The 22,707-nt window shown below is 69.2% G+C and carries 20 protein-coding genes; 11 read left to right on the top strand and 9 right to left on the bottom strand.

What is annotated here, in order from left to right:
- Positions 1–101: 101 nt before the first annotated feature.
- Complete coding sequence (locus N0B51_RS02055) at positions 102–4,868, top strand: NAD-glutamate dehydrogenase (RefSeq protein ID WP_375545912.1); 4,767 nt, start codon at positions 102–104, stop codon at positions 4,866–4,868.
- Between the two features lie 45 nt (positions 4,869–4,913).
- Positions 4,914–6,140, top strand: coding sequence for an NAD(P)/FAD-dependent oxidoreductase (locus N0B51_RS02060; RefSeq protein WP_259960518.1), 1,227 nt, complete (start codon positions 4,914–4,916; stop codon positions 6,138–6,140).
- Here the strand turns inward: N0B51_RS02060 and queG are convergent.
- The gene (gene queG, locus N0B51_RS02065) at positions 6,124–7,179 is read right to left on the bottom strand and encodes a tRNA epoxyqueuosine(34) reductase QueG (protein WP_375545913.1); all 1,056 of its coding nucleotides are present in this window, start codon (positions 7,177–7,179) and stop codon (positions 6,124–6,126) included. The two genes, N0B51_RS02060 and queG, sit on opposite strands and share 17 nt — an antisense overlap.
- Before the next feature lie 46 nt (positions 7,180–7,225).
- Here queG and N0B51_RS02070 point away from each other — a divergent pair, with 46 nt between their 5' ends.
- The 4 genes from N0B51_RS02070 to msrB all read left to right on the top strand — a co-directional run bounded on the left by N0B51_RS02070 (position 7,226) and on the right by msrB (position 11,430).
- On the top strand, positions 7,226–8,221 hold the full coding sequence (locus N0B51_RS02070) for an ABC transporter ATP-binding protein (RefSeq protein WP_259960520.1): 996 nt from the start codon (positions 7,226–7,228) through the stop codon (positions 8,219–8,221).
- Positions 8,218–9,441, top strand: a complete 1,224-nt coding sequence (locus tag N0B51_RS02075; RefSeq protein ID WP_259960521.1) for an ABC transporter permease — start codon at positions 8,218–8,220, stop codon at positions 9,439–9,441. Before N0B51_RS02070 ends, N0B51_RS02075 begins: the two co-directional genes overlap by 4 nt.
- 125 nt (positions 9,442–9,566) lie before the next feature.
- On the top strand, positions 9,567–10,895 hold the full coding sequence (locus N0B51_RS02080; protein WP_259960522.1) for a cytochrome P450: 1,329 nt from the start codon (positions 9,567–9,569) through the stop codon (positions 10,893–10,895).
- 40 nt (positions 10,896–10,935) lie between these two features.
- Positions 10,936–11,430, top strand: coding sequence for a peptide-methionine (R)-S-oxide reductase MsrB (msrB, locus tag N0B51_RS02085; RefSeq protein ID WP_259960523.1), 495 nt, complete (start codon positions 10,936–10,938; stop codon positions 11,428–11,430).
- A 79-nt stretch (positions 11,431–11,509) separates the two neighbouring features.
- Here the strand turns inward: msrB and N0B51_RS02090 are convergent, their stop codons facing one another.
- The 3 genes from N0B51_RS02090 to N0B51_RS02100 all read right to left on the bottom strand — a co-directional run bounded on the left by N0B51_RS02090 (position 11,510) and on the right by N0B51_RS02100 (position 12,528).
- On the bottom strand, positions 11,510–11,776 hold the full coding sequence (locus tag N0B51_RS02090; RefSeq protein ID WP_259960524.1) for a GlsB/YeaQ/YmgE family stress response membrane protein: 267 nt from the start codon (positions 11,774–11,776) through the stop codon (positions 11,510–11,512).
- A gap of 150 nt (positions 11,777–11,926) precedes the next feature.
- Positions 11,927–12,226, bottom strand: a complete 300-nt coding sequence (sciP, locus tag N0B51_RS02095; protein ID WP_259960525.1) for a CtrA inhibitor SciP — start codon at positions 12,224–12,226, stop codon at positions 11,927–11,929.
- Complete coding sequence (locus N0B51_RS02100) at positions 12,223–12,528, bottom strand: hypothetical protein (RefSeq protein ID WP_259960526.1); 306 nt, start codon at positions 12,526–12,528, stop codon at positions 12,223–12,225. Before N0B51_RS02100 ends, sciP begins: the two co-directional genes overlap by 4 nt.
- Positions 12,529–12,668: 140 nt before the next feature.
- Between N0B51_RS02100 and mnmA the strand changes: the two genes are divergently transcribed.
- Positions 12,669–13,835, top strand: a complete 1,167-nt coding sequence (gene mnmA, locus N0B51_RS02105) for a tRNA 2-thiouridine(34) synthase MnmA (protein WP_259960527.1) — start codon at positions 12,669–12,671, stop codon at positions 13,833–13,835.
- On the opposite strand, the gene N0B51_RS02110 is transcribed toward mnmA, so the two are convergent.
- Both N0B51_RS02110 and N0B51_RS02115 read right to left on the bottom strand, forming a co-directional pair.
- Complete coding sequence (locus N0B51_RS02110; RefSeq protein ID WP_259960528.1) at positions 13,832–15,211, bottom strand: DUF2254 family protein; 1,380 nt, start codon at positions 15,209–15,211, stop codon at positions 13,832–13,834. The two genes, mnmA and N0B51_RS02110, sit on opposite strands and share 4 nt — an antisense overlap.
- Positions 15,212–15,270: 59 nt before the next feature.
- Positions 15,271–15,603, bottom strand: coding sequence for a hypothetical protein (locus N0B51_RS02115; protein WP_259960529.1), 333 nt, complete (start codon positions 15,601–15,603; stop codon positions 15,271–15,273).
- Positions 15,604–15,637: 34 nt separating this feature from the next.
- Here N0B51_RS02115 and N0B51_RS02120 point away from each other — a divergent pair, with 34 nt between their 5' ends.
- The gene (locus tag N0B51_RS02120) at positions 15,638–16,759 is read left to right on the top strand and encodes a serine hydrolase domain-containing protein (protein WP_259960530.1); all 1,122 of its coding nucleotides are present in this window, start codon (positions 15,638–15,640) and stop codon (positions 16,757–16,759) included.
- Here the strand turns inward: N0B51_RS02120 and N0B51_RS02125 are convergent.
- From N0B51_RS02125 to pdxH, 3 genes are read right to left on the bottom strand one after another with little or no spacing between them, the layout of a single operon-like run.
- Positions 16,744–17,520 (bottom strand): PhzF family protein, encoded by a 777-nt coding sequence (locus tag N0B51_RS02125; protein ID WP_259960531.1) that lies wholly within the window; start codon positions 17,518–17,520, stop codon positions 16,744–16,746. The two genes, N0B51_RS02120 and N0B51_RS02125, sit on opposite strands and share 16 nt — an antisense overlap.
- Entirely contained in the window at positions 17,517–18,467 is a 951-nt protein-coding gene (locus tag N0B51_RS02130; RefSeq protein ID WP_259960532.1) for a cation diffusion facilitator family transporter, read from the bottom strand. The genes N0B51_RS02125 and N0B51_RS02130 overlap by 4 nt, the downstream gene beginning before the upstream one ends.
- Positions 18,464–19,072, bottom strand: a complete 609-nt coding sequence (gene pdxH, locus N0B51_RS02135) for a pyridoxamine 5'-phosphate oxidase (protein WP_259960800.1) — start codon at positions 19,070–19,072, stop codon at positions 18,464–18,466. The genes N0B51_RS02130 and pdxH overlap by 4 nt, the downstream gene beginning before the upstream one ends.
- A 203-nt stretch (positions 19,073–19,275) precedes the next feature.
- On the opposite strand from pdxH, the gene N0B51_RS02140 reads away from it, so the two are divergent.
- The 3 genes from N0B51_RS02140 to fabI are packed head-to-tail and all read left to right on the top strand — an operon-like array spanning position 19,276 to position 22,166.
- Complete coding sequence (locus tag N0B51_RS02140) at positions 19,276–20,268, top strand: DnaJ C-terminal domain-containing protein (protein WP_259960533.1); 993 nt, start codon at positions 19,276–19,278, stop codon at positions 20,266–20,268.
- A gap of 45 nt (positions 20,269–20,313) precedes the next feature.
- Positions 20,314–21,366: a YihY/virulence factor BrkB family protein gene (locus tag N0B51_RS02145; protein WP_259960534.1), complete on the top strand. Its 1,053-nt coding sequence runs from the start codon at positions 20,314–20,316 to the stop codon at positions 21,364–21,366.
- Positions 21,363–22,166, top strand: a complete 804-nt coding sequence (gene fabI, locus N0B51_RS02150) for an enoyl-ACP reductase FabI (protein WP_259960535.1) — start codon at positions 21,363–21,365, stop codon at positions 22,164–22,166. Before N0B51_RS02145 ends, fabI begins: the two co-directional genes overlap by 4 nt.
- The last annotated feature ends 541 nt before the right edge of the window (positions 22,167–22,707 follow it).

The following is a 22,707-nucleotide window of genomic DNA, read 5'->3' on the forward strand; positions in this document are numbered from 1 at the left end:
GGCCTCAACGCATGAGCGTAACGCGCGCCACATTGCTGCGAAAGGCGGCAACAATATAATAGCGACCCGCGCGCGACCGACGGGTCGACGGAGCACGCAGGATGGCCGCCAAAGTCCGGAATTCCAACCCCGATTCCCCGCGCCGCAAGGGTGGAGACGGCGCCTGCGCCGAAACGCTGGCCCAGCGGATGCGCGATTCGCTGCTGCCTGACGACCGTGCGCTGGATTCGAAGCGACTGACCGAGGCGGCCGGCTTCGTGATCGAGGCGGCGGCGTGCCGCGAACCGGGCGAACCGGTCATCGAGATCGCTTCGGCGAGCGAGGAACGGCGCTTCATGCGTCTCGCGCTGGTCAACGACGACATGCCGTTCCTGGTCGATTCCATCGCGTCGACAGTTGCCGCGCATGGGCTTTCGATCGACCGGCTGCTGCACCCGGTCGTGCCGGTCGAACGCGACGCGAAGGGCAAGCTCGTCGCGCTGCCGGAGGGCAACGCCGCCGCCGGCGCCGCGCGCGAATCGATGATCTACATCGAGACCCCGCGCGCCGACGCACGCCAGCGGCGCGAGCTCTTGCGCGACCTGCGGGTCACCCTGGGAGACGTGCGGGCCGCGGTCGCCGACTGGCCGAAGATGCGCGAGGCGATCCTCGACGATGCCGCGCGGCTCGCCGACAGCGAGGGCGCCGCGCTGCTGCGCTGGCTCGAGGACGGGATGCTGACCCAGCTCGGCCACCTGACCCGCCGGCGCGACGGCAGCCAGGCGGCCATGCTCGGCATCTGCCGCAAGAGCGCGAAGGCAATCCTCGCCGATCCCAGCTACGAGCGCGCCTTCGCCTGGTTCGACGACAGCGACGGCGGACGCGGCCGGGCGCCGCTGATCGTCAAGGCGAACCGGATGTCGAACGTTCACCGCCGGGTGCCGCTCGACCTGTTCATCGTGCCCGTCATCGAGGACGGCAAGGTCGCCGCGCTGTCGATTCACGCAGGCGTCTGGACCAGCGCCTCGTTGGCGACCCCGCCCGCCCAGGTGCCGCGGCTGCGCACCCAGCTGGCCGATCTCAACGCGAAGTTCGGGTTCGACCCGCACGGCCATGCCGGCAAGGCGCTCGTCCACGCGCTGACCGCGTTGCCGCACGACCTCGTGATCGGGTTCTCCGACGCGGACATCGAGCGCGTCGCGACGACCATGATGAGCCTCGTCGACCGGCCGCGCCCGCGGCTGGCCCTCGTCGAAGCGCCGCTCAGCCGCCACCTGTTCGCGTTCGTCTGGCTGCCGCGTGACATGCTCTCAACCCAGGTGCGCAATCGCATCGAGGACCTGCTGGAGGAAGGATCGGGCGCCAAGGCGCTCGACTGGAGCCTGCAGGTCGAAGGCGGCAACCTCGCGATGCTGCGCTACGTGCTCGACTACCGCGAGAGCACCGGCTCGCCCGACGCCGACGGGATCGAGGCGGCGATCCAGGCGCTGCTGCGCGGCTGGGGCGAAGCGGTCGAAAGCGAACTCGTCGCGAGTGGCGAGGAAGCCTCGCGCGCGGCGGCACTCGCGGCGCGCTTTGCCGAGAGCTTCCCGACCGCCTACCGCGCCGCCTACGGTCCGGGCGAGGCCGCGCAGGACGTGCGCCGGCTGCGCCGCCTCGCCGCGCTCGATGCCGAAAGCGACGCCGCGCTGCCGCTGCGCGACGTGCGCCTGTTCCGGATGCCGGGCGACGAGGCGGGACGGCTGCGGCTCAAGGTCTACCAGATGTCCGGCGCGCTCGCGCTGTCGGACGCCGTGCCCGCGCTCGAGAACTTCGGCTTTCGCGTGCTCGAGGAAGTACCGACCCCGCTCGCCGCGGGGGAGGACGGGGTCGGCCGCCTCGGGACCATCCACGACTTCACCCTCGAGCTCGGCGAAGGCGACGAGGTCGAGCCGCTGCTCGAGCGCGCGATGCAGATCGAGGAGGCGGTCGCCGATGTCCTCAACGGCGCGGCCGAGGACGATCCGTTCAACCGGCTGGTGGTCGGCACCGGGCTGTCGGCCCACGAAGCCGACTGGCTCAGGGCATTCTACCGCTATCTGCGGCAGACCGGCATGGGCTTCACGATCTACACGGTCGTCGACGCGCTGCGCCGCGCGCCGCAGGTCACGGTCCCGCTCGTCGCGCTGTTCGCCGCGCGGCACGATCCGGCGTTCCACGGCGACCGGGAAGCGGAAGCGACGAAACATCTCGAGGCGATCCGCCAGGGCCTGACGCAGGTGGCGGCGATCAATGACGATCGCCTGCTGCGGCTGTACCAGGAGGCGATCTCGGCGGTGCTGCGGACCAACGCGTTCGCCCCTGCCGCGCGCGAGGCGCTGGCGCTCAAGTTCGATTCCGCACGCGTCCCGGGCCTCCCCAAGCCGGTGCCATGGCGCGAGATCTTCGTCTATTCGCGCCGGGTGGAGGGCATCCACCTGCGCGCCGGCCCGATCGCCCGCGGGGGCCTGCGCTGGTCCGATCGCCGCGACGACTTCCGCACCGAAATCCTCGGCCTGATGAAGGCGCAGCGGGTCAAGAACGCGGTCATCGTACCCACCGGGGCCAAGGGCGGGTTCTATCCCAAGCAGCTTCCGAACCCGGCGCGCGACCGCGAGGGCTGGGCCGCCGAAGGGCGCGCCAGCTACGAGGTGTTCATCCGCACGCTGCTGTCGATCACCGACAACATCGTCGACGACAGGGTCGTCCACCCGGCCGATGTCGTCATCCACGATGGCGAGGATCCCTATTTCGTGGTCGCCGCCGACAAGGGCACCGCAACCTTCTCGGACATCGCCAACGGCATCGCCGAATCGCGCGATTTCTGGCTCGACGACGCCTTCGCCAGCGGCGGTTCGAACGGCTACGACCACAAGGCGATGGGGATCACCGCCAAGGGCGCGTGGGTCTCGGTCCAGCGCCATTTCCTCGAAATGGGCATCGACGTGCAGACCGATACCACCCGCGTCGTCGGCTGCGGCGACATGTCGGGCGACGTGTTCGGCAACGGAATGCTGCTGTCGAAGGCAATCAAGCTGGTCGCGGCGTTCGATCACCGGCACATCTTCCTCGATCCCGATCCCGACCCGGCGGCAAGCTGGAAGGAACGCAAGCGAATGTTCGGCCTCCCCCGGTCGAGCTGGGAGGACTACGATACCAAGCTGATCAGCAAGGGTGGCGGCGTGTTCGCGCGTTCGCTCAAGCGCATTCCGCTGTCGAAGGAAGTGCGCGCCGCGCTCGACATCGACCAGGCCGAGATCGAACCCGAGGCGCTGATCTCGGCGATCCTCAAGGCGCCGGTCGACCTCATCTGGTTCGGCGGCATCGGCACCTACATCAAGGCCAGCCACGAGGCGACCGCGCAGGTCGGCGACCCGGCCAACGACGCGCTGCGGGTCGACGCCAGCGAAGTGCGCGCGCGAGTCATCGGCGAAGGGGCGAACCTCGGCATCACCCAGGCGGGGCGGATCGAGTTCGCGCTGGCCGGCGGCGACGACGGCCAGGGCGGCCGGATCAACACCGACTTCATCGACAACTCCGCGGGGGTCGACTGCTCGGACAACGAGGTCAACATCAAGATCGCGCTCGCCGCCGCCAGGCGGGCGGGCAAGCTCGGCGAGGCGAAGCGCGTCAAGCTGCTCGAATCGATGACCGACGAGGTCGCCGCGCTGGTCCTCGAGGACAACCGGCTGCAGGCGCTCGCGCTGTCGATCGCGCACGCGGGCGGGCCGGAGGCGGTGGCCGCCCAGCTGAGCCTGATCGAGACGCTCGAGGCGCGCGGCGCGCTCGACCGCAAGACCGAGGGCCTAGCGACCAGCGAGGCGCTGTCGCACCGGTCCAGCGACGGCCAGGGGCTGACCCGGCCCGAGCTGGCCGTGCTGCTGTCATCGACCAAGCTGGTGCTCCAGGACGCGATCGAGCAATCCTCGCTGCCCGACGATCCGGCGCTCGACGATCTCCTGCTCGGCTATTTCCCGACCGCAATGCGCAAGGACTTCAAGCGCCAGATCGAAGGCCATCAGCTGCGCCGGGCGATCATCGCGACCGCGCTCGCCAACCTCGTGATCAACCGCATGGGCCTGGTCCACGTCTTCGAGCTGTCGGAGGAAGAAGGCGTCGGGCTCGCCGACGTCTGCGCCTCGTTCGTCTCGGCAGACAAACTCTTCGGCGCGCAGGCGCTGTGGGCCGAACTCGAGACGGCGCAGATGCCGGAAAGCGCGCGGATCTACATGTTCCGCCACACCGCGGGCGCCTTGCGCAGCCACATGGCCGACCTGATCCGCGCGGGGGCCAGCACCACCCCTCCCAGCAAGATGATCGCCGCGCTCGAGAGCCGGGTCGGAGAGCTGTCCTCCGCGACAGGGGACCTCCTGCCCGACGCATCGCGCAAGCAGTCCGCTGCGCTGATCGCCGAGTTCGTGGCAATGGGCGCGCCGCAGAAGCTCGCAGCCAAGGTCGTCCACCTCTACGATCTCGACGGGGCGGTCGGCCTCGCCGCGCTGTCGCAGGCTGCGGAAATCGACGCGCGGGCGCTGACCTCGGCCTTCACCGACCTTGGCGACCGCCTCGGCCTCGACTGGGCGCAGGGCGTGGCGGCGATGATGAACCCGTCGGACGTGTGGGAGCGGATGCTCGTCGCCGGGCTGTCGCGCGACTTCCAGCAGATGCGCCTCGATTTCCTTCGCCGCCTGTCGCGGCGCAAGGGTGCGAAGGACGATCCCGCGGGAGCCGTCGCAACCTGGGCGGAGGAAAACGGGGCCGCGGTGCGCCAGTTTCGCGGCGTGATCGGGCGCGCGCAGGCACACAGCCCGGTGGCCCCGGCGATGCTCGCGCAGATCGCCAGCCAGGCGCGCAACCTGCTCGGCCGGTAGCTCTCCGCTTGACGCGGGGCGGCCCGCTGGCCAAGTCCCGCGTGCATGGACAGCGCGGATGTCGTCATCGTCGGATCGGGCCACGGCGGCGCACAGGCGGCGATCGCCTTGCGCCAGCAGGGCTTCGCGGGCTCGATCCTGGTCCTCGGCCGCGATCCCGAACCGCCTTACGAGCGGCCGCCGCTGTCGAAGGAATACCTCGCCCGCGAAAAGCCGTTCGAACGTATCCTGATCCGCCCGCCCGCCTTCTGGGACGAGCGCGCGATCACCTTGCGCCCCGGCGCGGCGGTCGTCGGAATCGATCCGGCCGCGCGCACCGTCAAGCTCGCCGGAGGGGGCGAGGTCGGCTACGGCAAGCTGATCTGGTCCGCGGGCGGCGATCCGCGGCGGCTGTCGTGTCCCGGAGCGGACCTCGCGGGCATCCACGCGGTGCGCGACAAGGCGGATGCCGACCGGATCATGGCCGAACTCGACAACGGTGCGAAGCGCGTGGTGGTGGTGGGCGGCGGCTACATCGGGCTCGAGGCGGCGGCCGTGCTCACCAAGCTGGGTTGCCGCGTCACGCTTGTCGAGGCGCTGCCCCGCGTGCTGGCACGCGTCGCGGGCGAGGCGCTGAGCGCCTTCTACCAGGACTATCACCGCGCCCGCGGAGTCGACCTGCGGCTCGATGCCGCGGTCGAGCGGATCGAGAGCGAGAACGGGTGGGTCCGCCGGGTCGTGCTGGCCGACGGTGAAACGGTCGACTGCGACATGGTCATCGTCGGCATCGGGATCGTCCCCGCCGCCGGCCCGCTGATTGCCGCGGGGGCATCGGGTGCCAATGGCGTCGACGTCGACGAATACTGCCGAACCGTCCTTGAGGACGTCTACGCGATTGGCGACTGCGCCGCGCACGCCAACCCGTGGGCAGACGGCGCGGTGATCCGGATCGAATCGGTGCAGAACGCGAACGACATGGCGACGACGGTCGCCAAGCACATCACCGGGACCGAGGAACCCTACCGCGCCTTCCCGTGGTTCTGGTCGAACCAGTATGACCTCAGGCTGCAGACCGCCGGCCTGTCGATCGGGCACGACGCGACCGTGGTGCGCGGCGACCCGGCCGAGGCGAAGTTCTCGGTGATCTACCTCAAAGAAGGCCGCGTGATCGCGCTCGACTGCGTCAACGCGACCAAGGACTACGTTCAGGGCCGCAAGCTGATCGAGGCGCGCGCCGCGCCCGATCCGGCCGCGCTCGCCGATGCCGCGGTGCCGCTCAAGGAGCTGCTGTAAGTTCCCCGAGCGCCCAGGCTGCGGCCTCGGCGACCACCGGGTGGGGATCGTCCGCCAGTGCGCGCACCTGCGGAACCAGCGAAAGGTCGCCCGAATTGCCCGCCGCGACCAGGCAGTTGCGCACGAAGCGATCCCGCCCGATCCGCTTGATCGGGCTGCCCGAGAACAGCGAGCGGAACGCGGCGTCATCCAGTTGCAGCAGCCCCGCGAGGCTGGGCGCGGCGAGTTCGGCGCGGGGCAGGAACGCCCGGTTCGCGGCCGCCGCATCGGCGAACTTGTTCCACGGGCAGACCGCGAGGCAGTCGTCGCAGCCGTAGATACGGTTGCCGATCGCCTTGCGGAATTCGCGCGGGATCGGCCCGGCGTGCTCGATCGTGAGGTAGGAAATGCACCGCCGCGCATCGAGCCGGTAGGGCTCGGGGAAGGCGTCGGTGGGGCAGGCGCGCTGGCAGGCGTCGCACGAACCGCACCGGTCGGGGTGCGGCGCATCGGGCGTGATCTCGAGCGTGGTGTAGATCGCGCCCAGGAACAGCCAGCTCCCGTGCGCGCGGCTGACCAGGTTGGTATGCTTGCCCTGCCAGCCGATCCCCGCCGCCTCGCCCAGCGGCTTTTCCATCACCGGGGCGGTATCGACGAAGACCTTCACCTCGCTGCCGGGAACCTCGGCGACGAGCCAGCGCGCGAGCCTCTTCAGCGCCTTCTTGACGGTGTCGTGGTAGTCGCGGCCCTGGGCATAGACCGAAACGCGGCCGCGCTCGGGATGCGCCGCCAGAGCCAGCGGGTCGGCTTCGGGCGCGTAGCTCATGCCGAGCGCGATCACGCTTTTCGCAGCGGGCCATAACCCCTGCGGCGAAGCGCGCTCGGCCGCGCGGCTTTCCATCCACTCCATCGTGCCGTGGTGGCCCGCGGCAAGCCACTGGTCGAGCCGGTCGCCGCGGTCGAGCGTGGCCGGCGCGATGCCGACCGCCGCGAATCCCTCGATCCGCGCCCGTTCGATCAACCGCGCTCGCAAGTCGTCCGGAACCGCCGCGTTAACCAAGCTTGGGGTTGCTCCCGTTCATGCCGCAGGGTTAACGCCTGCAGCCATGCACGCTCCGCTAGGCGCAACCGCCGTTCCCGACAACCGACCCCAGACGCAAACGGGCCCGCTCGCGATCGAGGCCCGCGGCCTGGTCAAGCGGTTCGACGGAACGATCGCGGTCGACGGGGTCGACCTAATGGTGCCGCAAGGCGCGATCTACGGCGTCCTCGGCCCGAACGGCGCAGGCAAGACGACGACGCTGCGTATGCTGCTCGGCATCATCGATCCCGACGCGGGCGTCCGCCGGGTGTTTGGCCACGAACGGCCGCACGATATCGCCCGCCTGATCGGCTACCTGCCCGAGGAACGGGGCCTTTATCCCTCGATGAAGGCATACGAGGCGATCGGTTTCCTGGGCGCGCTGCGCGGGATGACGCTGGCCGACGCCAAGGCCCGCGGGCGGCGGCTGCTCGAGGAACACGGCCTCGGCCACGCAGCCGAGCGGACGATCCGCCAGCTTTCGAAAGGCATGGCGCAGACGGTCCAGCTGCTCGGCACGCTGGTCCACGAACCGCGCCTCGTGGTGCTCGACGAGCCGTTCAGCGGACTCGACGCGCTCAACCAGGGCAAGCTCGAGAAGATGATCCGCGCGCTGGCCGCCAACGGCACGACGGTGATCTTCTCGACCCACGTCATCGCCCACGCCGAACGCCTGTGCGAAGGCGTTGCGATCATCGCCGGCGGCCGGGTACCCTACGCCGGCAGCGTCGATGCCGCGCGCGACAGGATCCCCGCGCAGGTCCGTCTCGAGACCGAGGCGCGCGACGGCCCGTGGCGCGCCGCGCTGCCCGCCGACGCCCGCGCCGAGGGCAAGTACTGGATGTTCTCGCTTCCCGAGAGCGGGATCGAGCCGCTGCTGCGCGCGCTGATCGAAGGCGATGCGGGCATCCTTTCGCTGTCGATCGAGCGTGCGGGCCTGCACGACGCATTCGTCCACATCGCCGGCGAGGCCGCGGCCCGCGCGCTCGAGGAAGCCAGTCCCGCGGAGCAGGCACGATGACCGCTGACGCCCCACATACCCCGATGAGCCGCCTGCCGCTGGCCCAGGCCGCGTTCGTCGTCGCGCGGCGCGATTTTTCCGCCATCCTGTTTTCCAAGGCGTTCCTGTTCTTCCTCCTCGGCCCGGTGTTCTTCGGCCTGGTCCTTATCGGTTCGGCGTCGATCGGCCGGAAGACGGCCGAGAACGCCGAACCGCCCGTTCTCGCGGTGATGCTCGCGCCCGAGGCCGCGCGGGCCTTCTCCGCCGCGCACGACCGGCTGCGCGATCGGGTCGACCTGCCGCGGATCGCGATCGTCGAACCTGCCGCCGCGCCGTCGCCCGCTGCGGTGCTCGGGCAGGCGGACGCGAACTACGGCGCCGTGCTCAGCGGCACGCTTGCCGCCCCGCGCCTGACCGGCACCCGCGAACGGCTCGAACGCTGGCGGGGACCGGTCGCGCTGATCGCGGCGAACGCGCTCGACGGGCCAGCGGCCTTTCCGCCGGTCACGCTCGCCGAGACCGCGACCAGCCAGTCGACGCAGAAGCGCGCGCGCGGCGACACCGCCACCGCCGCGCTGACGCTGATGTTCCTCCTGACGATGCTGCTGGCGGGCATGGTGATGTCCAACCTGGTCGAGGAGAAGGCCAACAAGATCATCGAGATACTCGCCGCGGCGATCCCGATGGACGCGGTCTTCATCGGCAAGCTGTTCGCCATGCTGGGGGTCAGCTTCGTGGGCATCGCGGTGTGGGGCGGGATAGCGGGCCTCGTCCTTACGCTCGGGGGCGGCGCGCTCCAGCCGCTCGCGCCGCCAGCGGTGGGCTGGCCGCTCTTCGCGGCGATGTTCTTCGCCTATTTCTCGATGGCCTACCTGCTGATCGGATCGATCTACCTGACGATCGGGGCGATGGCGCCGACCGTGCGCGACGTGCAGACGCTGTCGCTGCCGGCGACGATGCTGCAGCTCGGGGTGTTCTTTCTTGCGACCTATTCGACCAGCAGCCTCGGCTCGCCGTCGGAGATGGTGGCGCTCGCCTTCCCGCTGTCGAGCCCCTACGCGATGGTCAGCCGCGCCGCGCAGGAACCCGCACTGTGGCCGCACCTTGCAGCGCTTGCCTGGCAGGCACTGTGGGTGCTGCTGTTCGTCCGCTTCGGCGCGCGGCTGTTCCGGCGGCGGGTGATGAAGTCGGGCCCCGCCCCGACATCGCGCCGCGGCTTCCTGCGCCGCGCGCGATCCTGACGCGCCAGGCCGGGCGGCAGGTCGGTCGCATTTAGCAACTGGCTATTGACACCGCGGTAAGTAGGCGCAGGATAACGCTCGAGGAGAGGCGGCCCGCCGGGAGTCGCCGGAACAGGAGAGTACCGATGGCGACCCAGCCACTCGAAGCGCCCAAGGAATGGACCACTTCGCCCCGCGCGGTCGACGCGCTCGAGGAGGCGCTTCGCACGAACCCCCAGGCGCTGCCCGAACACACCGAGAAGTGGGACGTCAGCCGGTCGGACATCTACTACGAGGACCGCTGGCAGCCGATCTTCCGCGAAATGCGCGCGGCGGGCGACCTGCACAAGGTCGAACGCTCGCCCTTCGGCCCGCACTGGAACGTCGTCACGCACAAGGCGATCCAGCACATCGAGGCGCTGCCCGATCTCTATTCGTCGGCCGACGGGATCACCATCCTCGACCGGCTGACCGACGAGCAGCTTGCCGAGCTCGGCCGCGACCGCTTCGAGCTGCCGATGTTCATCGCGATGGACCGGCCCAAGCACACGGGCCAGCGCCGCACGGTCGCGCCCAAGTTCACCCCGTCGAACATGGCCGACATGGAAGCCGAGATCCGCCAGCGCACCGGCGAACTGCTCGACACCCTTCCCCGGCGCGAGGTGTTCGACTGGGTCGACACCGTCTCGATCGAGCTGACCACCGGGATGCTCGCGATCCTGTTCGACTTCCCGTGGAAGGACCGCCGGCTGCTGACGTTCTGGTCCGACTGGGCGGGCGATACCGAGATCGGCCTGATCCGCGACCTCGACCTGCAGCGCCAGGGCATCATCCGCGAGATGGGCGCCTACTTCACCCAGCTGTGGATGGAGCGCGCGCAGAAGGAACCGACACCAGACCTCATCTCGATGATGATCCATTCGCCGGCGATGAACCAGATGAGCCCCGAGGAATACATGGGCAACCTCATCCTGCTGATCGTCGGCGGCAACGACACCACCCGCAACACGATGAGCGGGATCGTCCACGCGTTCGACAAGTTCCCCGACCAGCGCAAGCTGTTCGAAGACCAGCCCGACCTCATCCCCAACGCGGTGCAGGAATGCATCCGCTACCAGACCCCGCTGGCGCACATGCGGCGCACCGCGACCGAAGACAGCGAGCTGTTCGGCCAGACGGTCAAGGCGGGCGAGAAGCTGATCCTCTGGTACCTTTCGGCGAACCGCGACGAAACGGTCTTCGAGAACCCGGACAAGCTCGACATCACCCGCGAGAACGCGCGCCGGCATCTCGCCTTCGGATACGGCATTCACCGCTGCGTCGGCGCGCGCCTCGCCGAGCTTCAGCTGCGCGTCCTGCTCGAGGAGATGCACAAGCGGCGGATGCGGGTGCACGTCGCCGGCGACGTCGAGCGGGTGCGCGCGAACTTCGTCCATGGCTTTCGCAAGCTGGAGGTCGAAGTCACCGAGTTCTGACGTTCATGCAGGGCTCGGGCGATCGTGCTATGGTGCCCGCATGACCATCCCGAACACCCGCCGCTCGTTCATCGCCTGGCTCGGCGCGGGGGCCGCCGTTCCCGTGCTCGCGGCCTGTGGCGGCACCAGTGCCGCGCAGGCGAAATCGTGGCCCAAGGGCCTCAGCGACGCGCAGTGGAAAGCGAAGCTGACGAAGACGCAGTACTGGATCCTGCGCGAAGCCGGGACCGAGCGCCCCTTTTCGAGCCCGCTCGACAAGGAGAAACGCAAGGGCACCTTCCTGTGCGCGGGCTGCGCGAACGAACTCTATTCGTCGGCCACGAAATACGACAGCGGCACCGGCTGGCCGAGTTTCTGGAAGCCGCTGCCCGGCGCGATCGTGACCGACACCGATTACAAGATCGGCATCCCGCGGACCGAAGTGCTCTGCGCCGACTGCGGGGGCCACCTGGGCCACGTGTTCAACGACGGGCCGAAGCCGACCGGCAAGCGCTATTGCATGAACGGCGGCGCGATGACCTTCCGCCCGGCCTAGGGCATCCATCCGACACCATGAAAAAGGGCGGCGGAGCCGTAACTCCGCCGCCCGTCTTGTCTTTTGTTGCCCTGGTCGGTTAGCGCACCCGTCCCCGCTGGACGAGATTGACGATCGCCAGCAAGACGATCGCGCCGACGATGGCGATGATGAAGCCCGTCAGATTGAACGACTGGATCGTGCCCTCGATTCCGAACAGGGCCGAGGCGAGCCAGTTGCCGATCACGGCGCCGATGATGCCCACGATGATGTTCCACAGGATGCCCATCGAGGCATCACGCGCCATCACCATGCTTGCGAGCCAGCCGGCGACGCCGCCGACGATAATTGCAATAATCCATCCCATTTTCCCGGCACTCCTCTTGTTGTTGCGCCCGAACTTGCTGTGTACGCCGCTTAAACGGTGCGCACGGCAAGGCGTTCCCCGGCCGCGACAAGCCGGAGTTGCGAGGAGTAATCGGGAGGACGGACCTTGTGCCGGCTGGAGCGCGGCGAATCAGTACTTGAGCTGGCGTTCGTAGAGGTCGCGGTAATGCTGGATGCGCGTTACCCGCAGCCCCTGCATCCCCGAGCGGTCGACGGCGCGCTGCCAGGAGGCAAACTCCTCGAGGGTGAGGCCGTAGCGCTCTAGCACCTCGTCGATGGTCAGCAGCCCGCCGTTGACCGCGGCGACAACCTCGGCCTTGCGGCGCACGACCCAGCGCTTGGTGTCAGGCGGCGGCAGGTCCTCGATGCCCAGCGGTTCGCCGAGCGGGCCGATAACCTGGGCCGGACGGATTTTCTGGTTTTCGATCATTGCGTTCCCTGGTCGCCCTCGGCCACGTTTTGCATCGTGGCGGCGGTTATTGCCCCGAGCGGTTTCATGCCCTCTAAACCTTCAAGGTTAACAGTCGGTTCGTCTTGACCGCCCCGAAGAGCATCGTGGGGCAGTCCGGCCCCCGCGCGCGCGCCGAAGCTGCTGCCCGCGCCTGACGGACGAACGACGAGCGCGCGCAAGTCGCGGGCGGCCGAAAACCGCGCCGCGAGCTCGCCCCAGTCGAGCGGGCGCAATGCTTCGCCGCTGGTGACGGTGGCCGGAAGGAGGACTGCTTCGAACATTCGCCCCTGATAGGCCCGCATCGGTCAAGAAGCGGTAAAGCGGCGATTTACTCCCGGTTAGGCGCTTGGCGAGCGTGCGGACCCCGCAAAACTGGTATCCGCAGGCGGGGACGTGTATGGGCCGCGCCCGAGATCCCCGAATGACCGACACCGATACCTTTCCCGCGCTTCTCGCGCCGCCGGCCGCCGCCGCGCTGTTCGATCTGCCGCGCGCTGCCGACCGCTCCCGCATCGTCGTCGCGATGTCGGGCGGGGTCGATTCGTCGGTCGTCGCCGCGCTGGCCCACGCGAGCGGGGCGGAAGTGATCGGCGTCACCCTTCAGCTCTACGACTATGGCGCCGCCACCGGCCGCAAGGGCGCCTGCTGCGCGGGCGACGACATTCGCGACGCGCGCGCGGTGGCCGACCGGCTGGGCATCGCGCATTACGTGTTCGACCACGAAAGCGCCTTTCGCGAAGAGGTCGTCGACCGCTTCGCCGACGATTATCTCGCCGGGCGCACCCCCGTTCCCTGCATCCGCTGCAACATGGGGCCCAAGTTCACCGACCTCTTGCGCATGGCGCGCGAACTGGGCGCGGACTGCCTCGCCACCGGGCACTACGTGCGGCGAGCCGCCGGACCGGGCGGGCCCGAACTGCACCGCGCCGCCGACCCGGCGCGCGACCAGTCGTATTTTCTCTACGGCACCACCGAGGCGCAGCTCGACTACCTGCGTTTTCCGCTCGGCGGGCTGCCCAAGGCCGAGGTCCGCCGGCTCGCCGAGGCGGCGGGGCTGCGCAACGCGGCCAAGCCCGACAGCCAGGACATCTGCTTCGTGCCGGACGGGGATTACGCCAAGGTCGTCACGAAGCTGCGGCCCGAAGGCGCGCGGCCGGGCGCGATCGTCCATGCCGCGACCGGCGATACGCTGGGCGCGCACAAGGGCGTGATCCACTACACCGTCGGCCAGCGCCGCGGCCTTGAAATCGGCGGCCAGCCCGAACCGCTCTACGTCGTCGGGATCGATGCCGGGGCGGCCGAAGTGCGGGTGGGGCCGAAGGCGATGCTCGCCGTCGGCGCCGCGCACCTGGTCGAGACGAACCGCATCGGCCCGCTGCCGCAGCTTCCGCTCGCCGCGAAGGTCAGGAGCCTGGCAAAGCCCGTGCCGGTCACGATCGACGGGCCCTTCGGCGAGGGTGGCGCGGCCACGATCAGGTTCGAGGCGCCCGAATTCGGTGTCGCCCCGGGTCAGGCGGCGGTAGTCTATGCCGGTGACCGGGTCGTCGGCGGTGGCTGGATCGCCGCGACCGAGCCAGCCCTTCCCTAGGGACCTGGCACCCGGTCCGCGCGCGAGTGCAGATCGCCTCTGGCGCGCGCGAGGCTTTCCCACGCCTTTTGCAGCTTCGCCGCGGCCCGGGGGTGTCCCTCGACACGAAAGACCTCTTCCAGGCGCTCGAGCTCCCGGCACAGGACGTCGGTGGGAACGTGGTCGCCGAGTGCGGAGAGCGAGCCCTCCACCGCCCGCACGAGCTTGTCCTGCATGACGTGCGGCAATTTCGGGAACGCGCGCGCGATGCCCTTTGCCACTTCGGCAAGGCTCTGGTGCTGCATCGATTCGGACGCCACGACCATCAGCCCCTCGTACGCGCAGGCCATGTGATCGATCAGCGTGTCGCGATAGATCACCCGCGAGGCGGGATTCCCGCGGACGGCGATAAGGCCCTCGTCGCCCCACCGGAACAGCAGGTCGTTGAGCGCGTGGACGGCGATCAGCCCTGCTGCGGGGTTCGATTTGGCGGTGGAGATCGACGTCCAGCCCACGTTGCCCAGCTGGTCCACCCCGAATGTGGGATCCCCCTGCAGCTCGCGGCGCTGGGTGACCCGCAATGCCGCGCGAATGCTGTCCGCCTCGGTCTCGGTCGGGGGCGGGCCGCCGATCACGCGCGCGATCGGCTGGCCATGGCAAACCGGTGCGCCGAGCGAGCGGTCGATCACGATCGTGCGGTCGGGATGGGCATCGGCGCAGCGCCGGAGCGCGGCAAAGTCGATCCGCGAGAGGTATCCGTATTGCCGGCTGCGCACGGGATACCCGCCATCAGGACGCTCGTCGACGACCCGGACATCCTCGAGATCATCGGCTTCGCGTCGGCGCGCCGTGACCGTGGTGTCGTGGATCGTCCCGATGATGGCGGTCGGGCGGGACTGATCGAGCGTGGTATAGATGAGCGCCACGAGGGCGAGCAGGCAGACGACCGCCAGGATCAGCGACAGGCTCGTCGCCAGGACCGGCACCGAATCCTTCTTCGCCAGGCCCAGGCACGACAGCACGAACAGCGAAGCGCCCACGAAGAAACCGAAGAACATCTGGTTGGTGCGCCGGCGCATGAACTGGTCGACCACCTGGTTGGTAAGCGCCGCGGAGCTTTGCTGGACCGCCAGCAGGAGGATCGAGAAAGTGATCGAACTCATCGTCACCAGACTGGTCGCGATGGTCGACATCAGCTGGTTGGCCTGATCGGGATCGCCGATGAACGAATCGAGGAAGCGGCGCCAGCCGCTCCACGCATCGCCCCGCTTCCCGGCCGCCGCGTCGATCGCGCTCGTTCCCCAGGCGGCGACCAGGAACGCCGCAACCATGCCGAACGGCACGGCCAGGAACTCGCTGAAACTGCGGCGGAGGGTGTCGTAGATACTTGTCTTCATCGAGCCCGGCAAATCCTTCGACGGGATGAACCTGTCTCGATATCGCGGGTTCCCTCGCGCTAGTCGTTCCAGCGATCGAGGACGCAGCCGTATCCCGGCTTCAGGCGCGCGGTATCGCTGACAATCAGCATCCGCGCCGTGACGCTCTTGTCCTCTTCGTCCTCGGACAGGGTCACCAGTTCCATGCCCGATACCTTGTCCCGGGCGCAGTCGCTCAAGGGCCGTCCGGCGACGAAGCGGCACGAACACGCCACCCGTGCCCCGTAGGCGGACCCGGCGCGGGCATAGCCGAGCGCCGCCGCGCCGAACGCCAGCCAGAGCGCGAGCAGCACGACGATCGCCGCCCCGAACCAGACGAGCCGGTTGCTCCGCCTTCCTTTAGCCGTTGCCAACCCGATTCCCCTCGTGCGATTGCGCGCGCCGTCGATGCGTACCTTGCCGCCCCTTATCGCCGCGCTGGCCCTGCTGCCAGCCCTCGCATCCTGTTCGTCGCACCCGGAGCCCCCGCCACCGCTGACGAAGGAGGCGCTGGCGGCGGTAAAAGACGATCCCGGCGCCCCGACCGAACAGCTCGCCCGCGAGGTGGACGACCTGTTCAGCAAGGACGATCTCGGCGAAACGCGGGCGCTTGTGGTGATGCACGGCGGCCGGATCGCGGCGGAACGCTACGCGCCCGGCTATGGCCCCGACACGCGCTTCGTCAGTTGGTCGATGGCCAAGACGGTGACCGCGACGATGATCGGGATGCTGATCGCCGATGGCCGGCTGACGCTCGACGAGCCGCCGCCGATCCCGCGCTGGCGGCGACCGGGCGATCCGCGCGGCGAGATCACCCTGCGCCAGCTGCTGCAGATGCGCAGCGGCCTGCGCCACACCGAATCGGGCGACGTGCCGTATGAATCGAGCGAAGTGCGGATGCTTTTACTCGACGGGCGCGACGACATGGCGACTTTCGCCGAAAGCCAGCCGCTCGAGGCCGAACCGGGCGCGAAGTTCGAATATTCGAGCAACACCACGGTAATCCTTGCCGACATCGCCACGCGCGCGCTGACCGCCAGCACCGATCCCGACACGCGCCGGGCGGCGGTCGCCGATTACCTGCACACCCGGCTGTTCGGGCCGCTCGGGATGACCTCGATCGTCCCCGAGTTCGACCGGTCCGGCACGCTGATCGGCGGCAGCCTGATGCACGCCACCGCGCGCGACTGGGCGCGCTTCGGCGAGTTCCTGCGCAACAAGGGCAGCTATCGCGGCACGCAGATCGTCCCCCGACGCTGGATCGAGTTCATGATCACGCCCTCGCCGCGGCGCGGCAATTACGGAGCGCAGACCTGGCTCAACCGCGACCCCCCGGAAGGTGACGATCCGTTGTTCGCGAACCGCGGGCCGAAAAACCTGTTCGCGATGATCGGACACATGGGCCAGTACGTGCTGGTCGCGCCCGATCGGAAGCTGACCGTGGTTCGCCTGGGCCATTCCGACGCCGACGAGCGCCGCGCGCTCATGCCGCAGCTCGCCGACGTCGTCGCGCTCTATCCGGGCAGGTAAAGCACGCCTTCGGCCACCGTCACGCAGCCGCCCGCGAGCCAGACCCGGTCCCCGTCGAGCCGGCACGCCAGATCGCCGCCGCGCGCCGAGGCCTGGTGCGCGGTGAGCCGGTCGCGCCCCAGTCGCGCCGCCCAGAACGGCGCCAGCGCCGCGTGGGCCGAGCCGGTCACCGCATCCTCCCGCGCCCCCGGCCCGCCGACGAACACCCGGCTGACGACGTCAGTCTCCCAGCCGCGGGCGGTACAGATGAACTGGTCGTCGCGCCCCGCGGCGAGCGCGGCCAGATCGGGGGCGAGGGCGCGGACCTGCGCTTCGTCGTCGAACAGGCAGATGACGTGGCGGCTCGCGCTCGCGCGGACCTCTTGCGGGTCGGCGCCGAGCAGCGCGCCCACATCGGATCGCGCGGCCGGCCGGGTGGGAACGGCCGGGAGGGCGAGTGCATGGCCCGCCCCTTCGCGGCGTACCTCGACAACGCTGCCCGAGACGCTGCGAAAGGCAACCGCCTCGCCCCCTTCGCGCGCCAGCACGACGTGCCCCGCCGCCAGCGCGCCGTGTCCGCACAGGGCGATCTCGGCGCCGGGCGAGAACCAGCGGATCGTGCGATCCGGCGTGACGAAGGCAGTCGCCGGCAACCCGATTTCTTCGGCAAGTGCCTGCAGGCGGGCGGCGTCGGACAGGTCATCGAGCAGCACGACCGCCGCCGGATTGCCGGCGAATGGCCGTCTGGCAAAGGCATCGACGTGCCAGTAGCGCAGCGTCACGGCGCCGAATCGAGCCGCGAGAACTGGTCCTCCTCGACAAGCGGGTTGCCAGGCTCGTCGACATGGCCGGCCGGGTCGATATGGATCAGCAGCTCGACCCCAGGGAACCGGCGGCACAGGTCCTTCTCGACCTTGTCGATTACGTCGTGCGCCTCGCCGACGGTCATCTCGGCGGGCAGGTCGACGTGGAACTGGACGAAGTCGTGTGCGCCGGCCGACCGCGTGCGCAGATCGTGCAGGTTCGACAGCTCCGGGTGCTCGGCCGCAGCGGCGACGAAGGCGAGCCGCTTGTCCTCGGGCCACTCGCGGTCGAGCAGCTGGTCGACCGCCTCGCTCGCCGCGCGCCACGCGCCGAAGAGGAGCCAGAACGCGATCCCCAGCCCGAACAGCGGGTCTGCCGCCGCGAAGCCGAGGTACTGGTCGAGCACGAGCGCGGCGATGACCGACAGGTTGAGAAAGAGGTCGGAACGGTAGTGCAGGTTGTCGGTTTGGATCGCGATGCTGCCGGTGCGGCGGATGACGTGCCGCTGCCAGGCGAGCAGCGCGAAGGTGGCAAGGATCGCGACGCCGGAAACGAGGATGCCGTCACCCGCTGCCGCGGTGTCCGCTCCGCCCGCGAGTAGGCGCCCCGTCGCGCGAAAGGCGATCGCCGCGGCCGAGATCGCGATGAGCATGACCTGGAAGATCGCTGCCAGCGCCTCGCCCTTGCCGTGGCCCCACCGATGCTCGGCATCGGCGGGCTGCGCGGCCCACCACACGCCCCACAGCGTCACCAGGCTGGCGATCAGGTCGAGCGCGGTGTCGGCGAGACTGCCGAGCATCGCGGTCGATCCCGTGCGCCAGGTCGCCCAGCCCTTGAGCACGCCGAGAAACAGCGCCATCGTGATCGAGGCCAGCGCGGCGCTGCGGGTGAGCCTGGCGCGGGTCTCGCTTGCCTCGCGCGTCACGGATAGAGCAGCGTGCTGGTCCAGCCGCCCCCCTGCGTGCGGGTAAACCGCCGCCGGTCGTGCAGCCGGTTGGGTCGGTCGAGCCAGAACTCGATTTCCGCCGGCGCCAGGGTGAACCCGGTCCAGTAGGGCGGCCGGGGCACCTCGCCCGCAGCCTTGCAGGCGTCCTCGATCGCCTCGACCCGGTCGAGGTAGGTCTGCCGGTCGTCGAGCGGGCGCGACTGGTCGCTGGCCGCCGATCCGACCTGGCTGACGAAGGCGCGCGAGTGGAAATAGGCATCCGCCGCTTCGGGCGAGACTTCGGTCAGCGGCCCCTCGATGCGAACCTGCCGCCGCAGGCTCTTCCAGTGAAACAGCAGCGCGGCCCGCGGATTGGCGAGGATTTCCGCGCCCTTGCGGCTCTGCGCGTTGGTGTAGAAGGTGAAACCGTCGGGTCCCCACTCCTTGAGCAGGACCATCCGCACCGAGGGCGCGCCATCGGGGGTGGCGGTGGCGAGCGCCATGGCGTTCGAATCGTTCGGTTCGCTTGCCCGCGCCTCGGCGAACCAGGCCCCGAACAGGCCCAGCGGGTCGCTGTCGGGCAGCTCGGATTGCGCGTCGCTCATCGCCCCGATGCCCTTCCGCACGCAGGGCCTGTCACACCTGTCACACAGTCCTGGCGCAAAACAGCGCGGCACGCCCGGAGGGCGGTCTTGCGGGGCGGAGATAGATCGATGGCAAGGGACATGGCCCGCTCCTAACCTGCCCGCCCGGTGTAGGAAAGTCTCGCCGCTTGCAGGAGACGGGCGTGTCACCTAGCTAACACGCCATGGCCGATCCCTATGCAACCCTTGGCGTCCCCAAATCCGCGAGCGAGAAGGACATCAAGTCCGCCTATCGCAAGCTCGCCAAGGAGCTTCACCCCGATCGCAACAAGGACAACCCCAAGGCGGCGGAGCGGTTTTCCGAGGTCACCCGCGCCTATGACCTCCTCTCCGACGCCCAGAAGCGCGCCGCCTACGACCGCGGCGAGATCGACGCCGAGGGCAACCCGGCCAATCCGTTCGCGGGGATGGGCCGCGGGGGCGGTTTCGGTGGCGGCGGCTTCCGGCCCGAAGACCTGCGCGGCCAGAACCCGTTCGGCGGCGGCGGATTCGGCGGCGAGGCCGACGGGGTCGATCTTGGCGACCTGTTCGAAGGGCTGTTCGGCGGCGGCGGCGCGCGGTCCGCGCGCGGCGGGATGGGCGGCGGGCCGTTTGGCGGGGGCTTCTCGGGCCAGCAGCGCCGGCCGCCTCCCCCGCAGAAAGGCGGCGACATCGCCTACAAGCTGCGCGTGCCGTTCGTCGACGCGGCGACCCGCAAGGACCAGCGCATCACGCTGGCCGACGGCAAGACGATCGACCTCAAGCTGCCCGCCGGGCTCGAGGACGGGACCCAGATGCGGCTGAAAGGCAAGGGCCAGCACGGACCGGGCGGCGCCGGCGACGGAATCGTCACGATCTCGGTCGACCGCCACCCGTTCTTCCGGCGCGAGGGCCAGGACGTGCGGCTCGACCTGCCGATCACGCTCGCCGAGGCGGTCTGCGGCGGCAAGGTCAAGGTGCCCACGGTCGACGGCCCGGTCATGCTGACGATCAAGCCGGGAACCAGTGGCGGGACGGTGATGCGCCTCGGCGGAAAGGGCTTCTCGAGGAAGGACGGCAAGCGCGGCGACCAGCTCGTCACCCTCGAGATCGACCTGCCCGATGACGTTACGGAACTGGCCAAGCGGCTCGAAGGTTGGCAGGACGACCGCAACCCGCGGGGCAAGCTCGGCGTCTAGCCCTGTCCGGCGCTGCAGGCGGCCCGGCAGACACGAAAGGGGTGCATGAGCGACCATATCGTCCCGGAGGTGCCCGAGCGCGAGCTGCATACGCTCTCGCCCGAGGAACGCCGCAAGGACGCGCTCGAGCACCGGCCGGGCTTCCGCAGCCAGGTCATCAGCCGGGTCGGTCCCGGAACCAAGGCGTGGGAAGTCGCCAAGCGGGTGGCGGTGGGGGCCTACAACGACGGCTTCATCCACGCCGGCAACCTGGCCTACATGGCGATCATCGCGATCTTCCCGTTCTTCATCCTCGGCGCGGCGGTGTTCAGCTTCATCGGTGACGAGGGCGAGCGCGCGGCGAGCGTCAACGCGGTGCTCTATGCCCTGCCGCCCATGGTCGGCAACGTGATCGAGCCGGTCGCCCGCAACGTGGTCGAGGCGCGCACCGGCTGGGTGCTTTGGCTCGGCGGGCTCGTCGGCCTGTGGACCGTGTCGAGCCTGGTCGAGACGATCCGCGACATCCTGCGCCGCGCCTACGGCACCCCGGCGACGCACGCGTTCTGGAAATACCGGCTGTGGTCGGCCGGCATCATCTTCGGCGCGGTCGTCCTGCTCATGCTCAGCCTGCTCGCGCAGGTCGTCATCGGCGCCGCACAGGAGGTGATCGACGCCTACCTCCCCCAGCTCAGCAACGCGATCGGCGAACTGCGGCTGTCGCGCATCGTTCCGGCCATGGGCCTGTTCGGCTCGCTGTACCTCCTGTTCTACACGCTGACCCCCAAGGCCTACCGCGAGCGGCGCTATCCCAAGTGGCCGGGCGCACTGGCGACGGCGCTGTGGTGGCTCGCGGTCACCGCCGCGCTGCCCCCGGCGATTCGCAGGTTCTTCAGCTACGACCTGACCTACGGCAGCCTCGCCGGGATCATGATCGCGCTTTTCTTTTTCTACCTCGTCGGACTAGGGATGGTGATCGGGGCCGAGCTCAATGCCGCGCTCGCCGAGACGCCGGAAGAGGCCGAGAATCGGATCGGTCAGGGCGACGACCGGCGGCGGGCGGCGGCGCGGTCGCGCGAGGACATCGAGGCGCAGAAGGCCGAGTACGAGGGAATCGAATGAACAAGCTGATGGCGGGTAAGCGCGGGCTGATCATGGGCCTGGCGAACGACAAGTCGCTGGCCTGGGGCATCGCGAAGAAGCTGCGCGAGCACGGTGCGGAGCTCGCGTTCTCGTACCAGGGCGAGGCGCTGGGCAAGCGGGTGATTCCGCTCGCCGAGCAGCTGGGCAGCGACTTCTGCTTCGAATGCGACGTGTCGGACATGGCCGCGCTCGATGCGGCGTTCGAGCGGCTCAAGGAACGCTGGGACACGCTCGATTTCGTGGTCCACGCGATCGGGTTTTCCGACAAGAACGAGCTGCGCGGGAAATACCTCGACACCAGCCTCGACAACTTCCTGATGACGATGAACATTTCCGCCTACAGCCTCGTCGCGGTGGCCAAGCGGGCGTCCGCCATGATGTCGGCGGGCGGATCGATCCTGACCCTGAGCTATTATGGCGCGGAAAAGGTCGTCCCGCACTACAACGTCATGGGCGTCGCCAAGGCTGCGCTGGAAACGAGCGTGCAGTACCTCGCCAACGATCTCGGCCCCGCCGGCATCCGCGTGAACGCGATCAGCGCAGGACCGATCAAGACGCTGGCGGCGAGCGGGATCGGCGACTTCCGCTACATCCTCAAGTGGAACGAGCTCAATGCGCCGCTGCGCCGCAACGTGACGATCGACGACGTCGGCGGGTCGGGCCTCTACTTCCTGTCCGACCTGTCCAGCGGGGTGACCGGCGAGGTCCACCACGTGGACGCGGGCTACCACGTCGTCGGCATGAAGCAGGAAGACGCGCCCGACATCGCGCTGGGGTGAAGGCCCGTCTGATTTGAAGCGGTCCGAACCCCGATAGTGTCGGATCCTGACAGGCGCAGTACGAGTACGGCGACGCCCGGCGCGGCCCGTGCAAAGAACTCCTGAGGGCACCCCGCCTTCGTACCGAGCATCGCATGATGCTTCGCCGAGAAAGAGCGATCCCTCGGAAAAACGTCACCTCGGAAGGGGAAACCCACGCGCGGTCTCCTGGTCAAAGGGAACGCGAAGGCGGGAAGCACTGCAAGAAGCAAACTGAAAGAGGCGCGCTGATTGCAAGGTGAGCGGGGCCCCATGACGCCCTTATGCGCTCGACCACGAAGAGATGCGGCATGTCGCGCTGCGGGTCGATCAGCGCCCCGTGAGCGATGGGAAGCGGGGGTATTGGCCGGTTCTAGCAAGCGCGACTCCGCTCGGTCGAGGCTCCAGGAAAGTGCCGGATCGACAAGGGCTCCCCATCGTTGCTATAGCGGGGGGGGGCGTTTGCGGATATTTCTTATGTTCAACCCCGTGCACTGTAGGATTCTCAGCAAAATTGGCGTCG

It is taken from the genome of Tsuneonella litorea, from assembly GCF_025154015.1.
Classification (GTDB): Bacteria; Pseudomonadota; Alphaproteobacteria; order Sphingomonadales; family Sphingomonadaceae; genus Tsuneonella; species Tsuneonella litorea.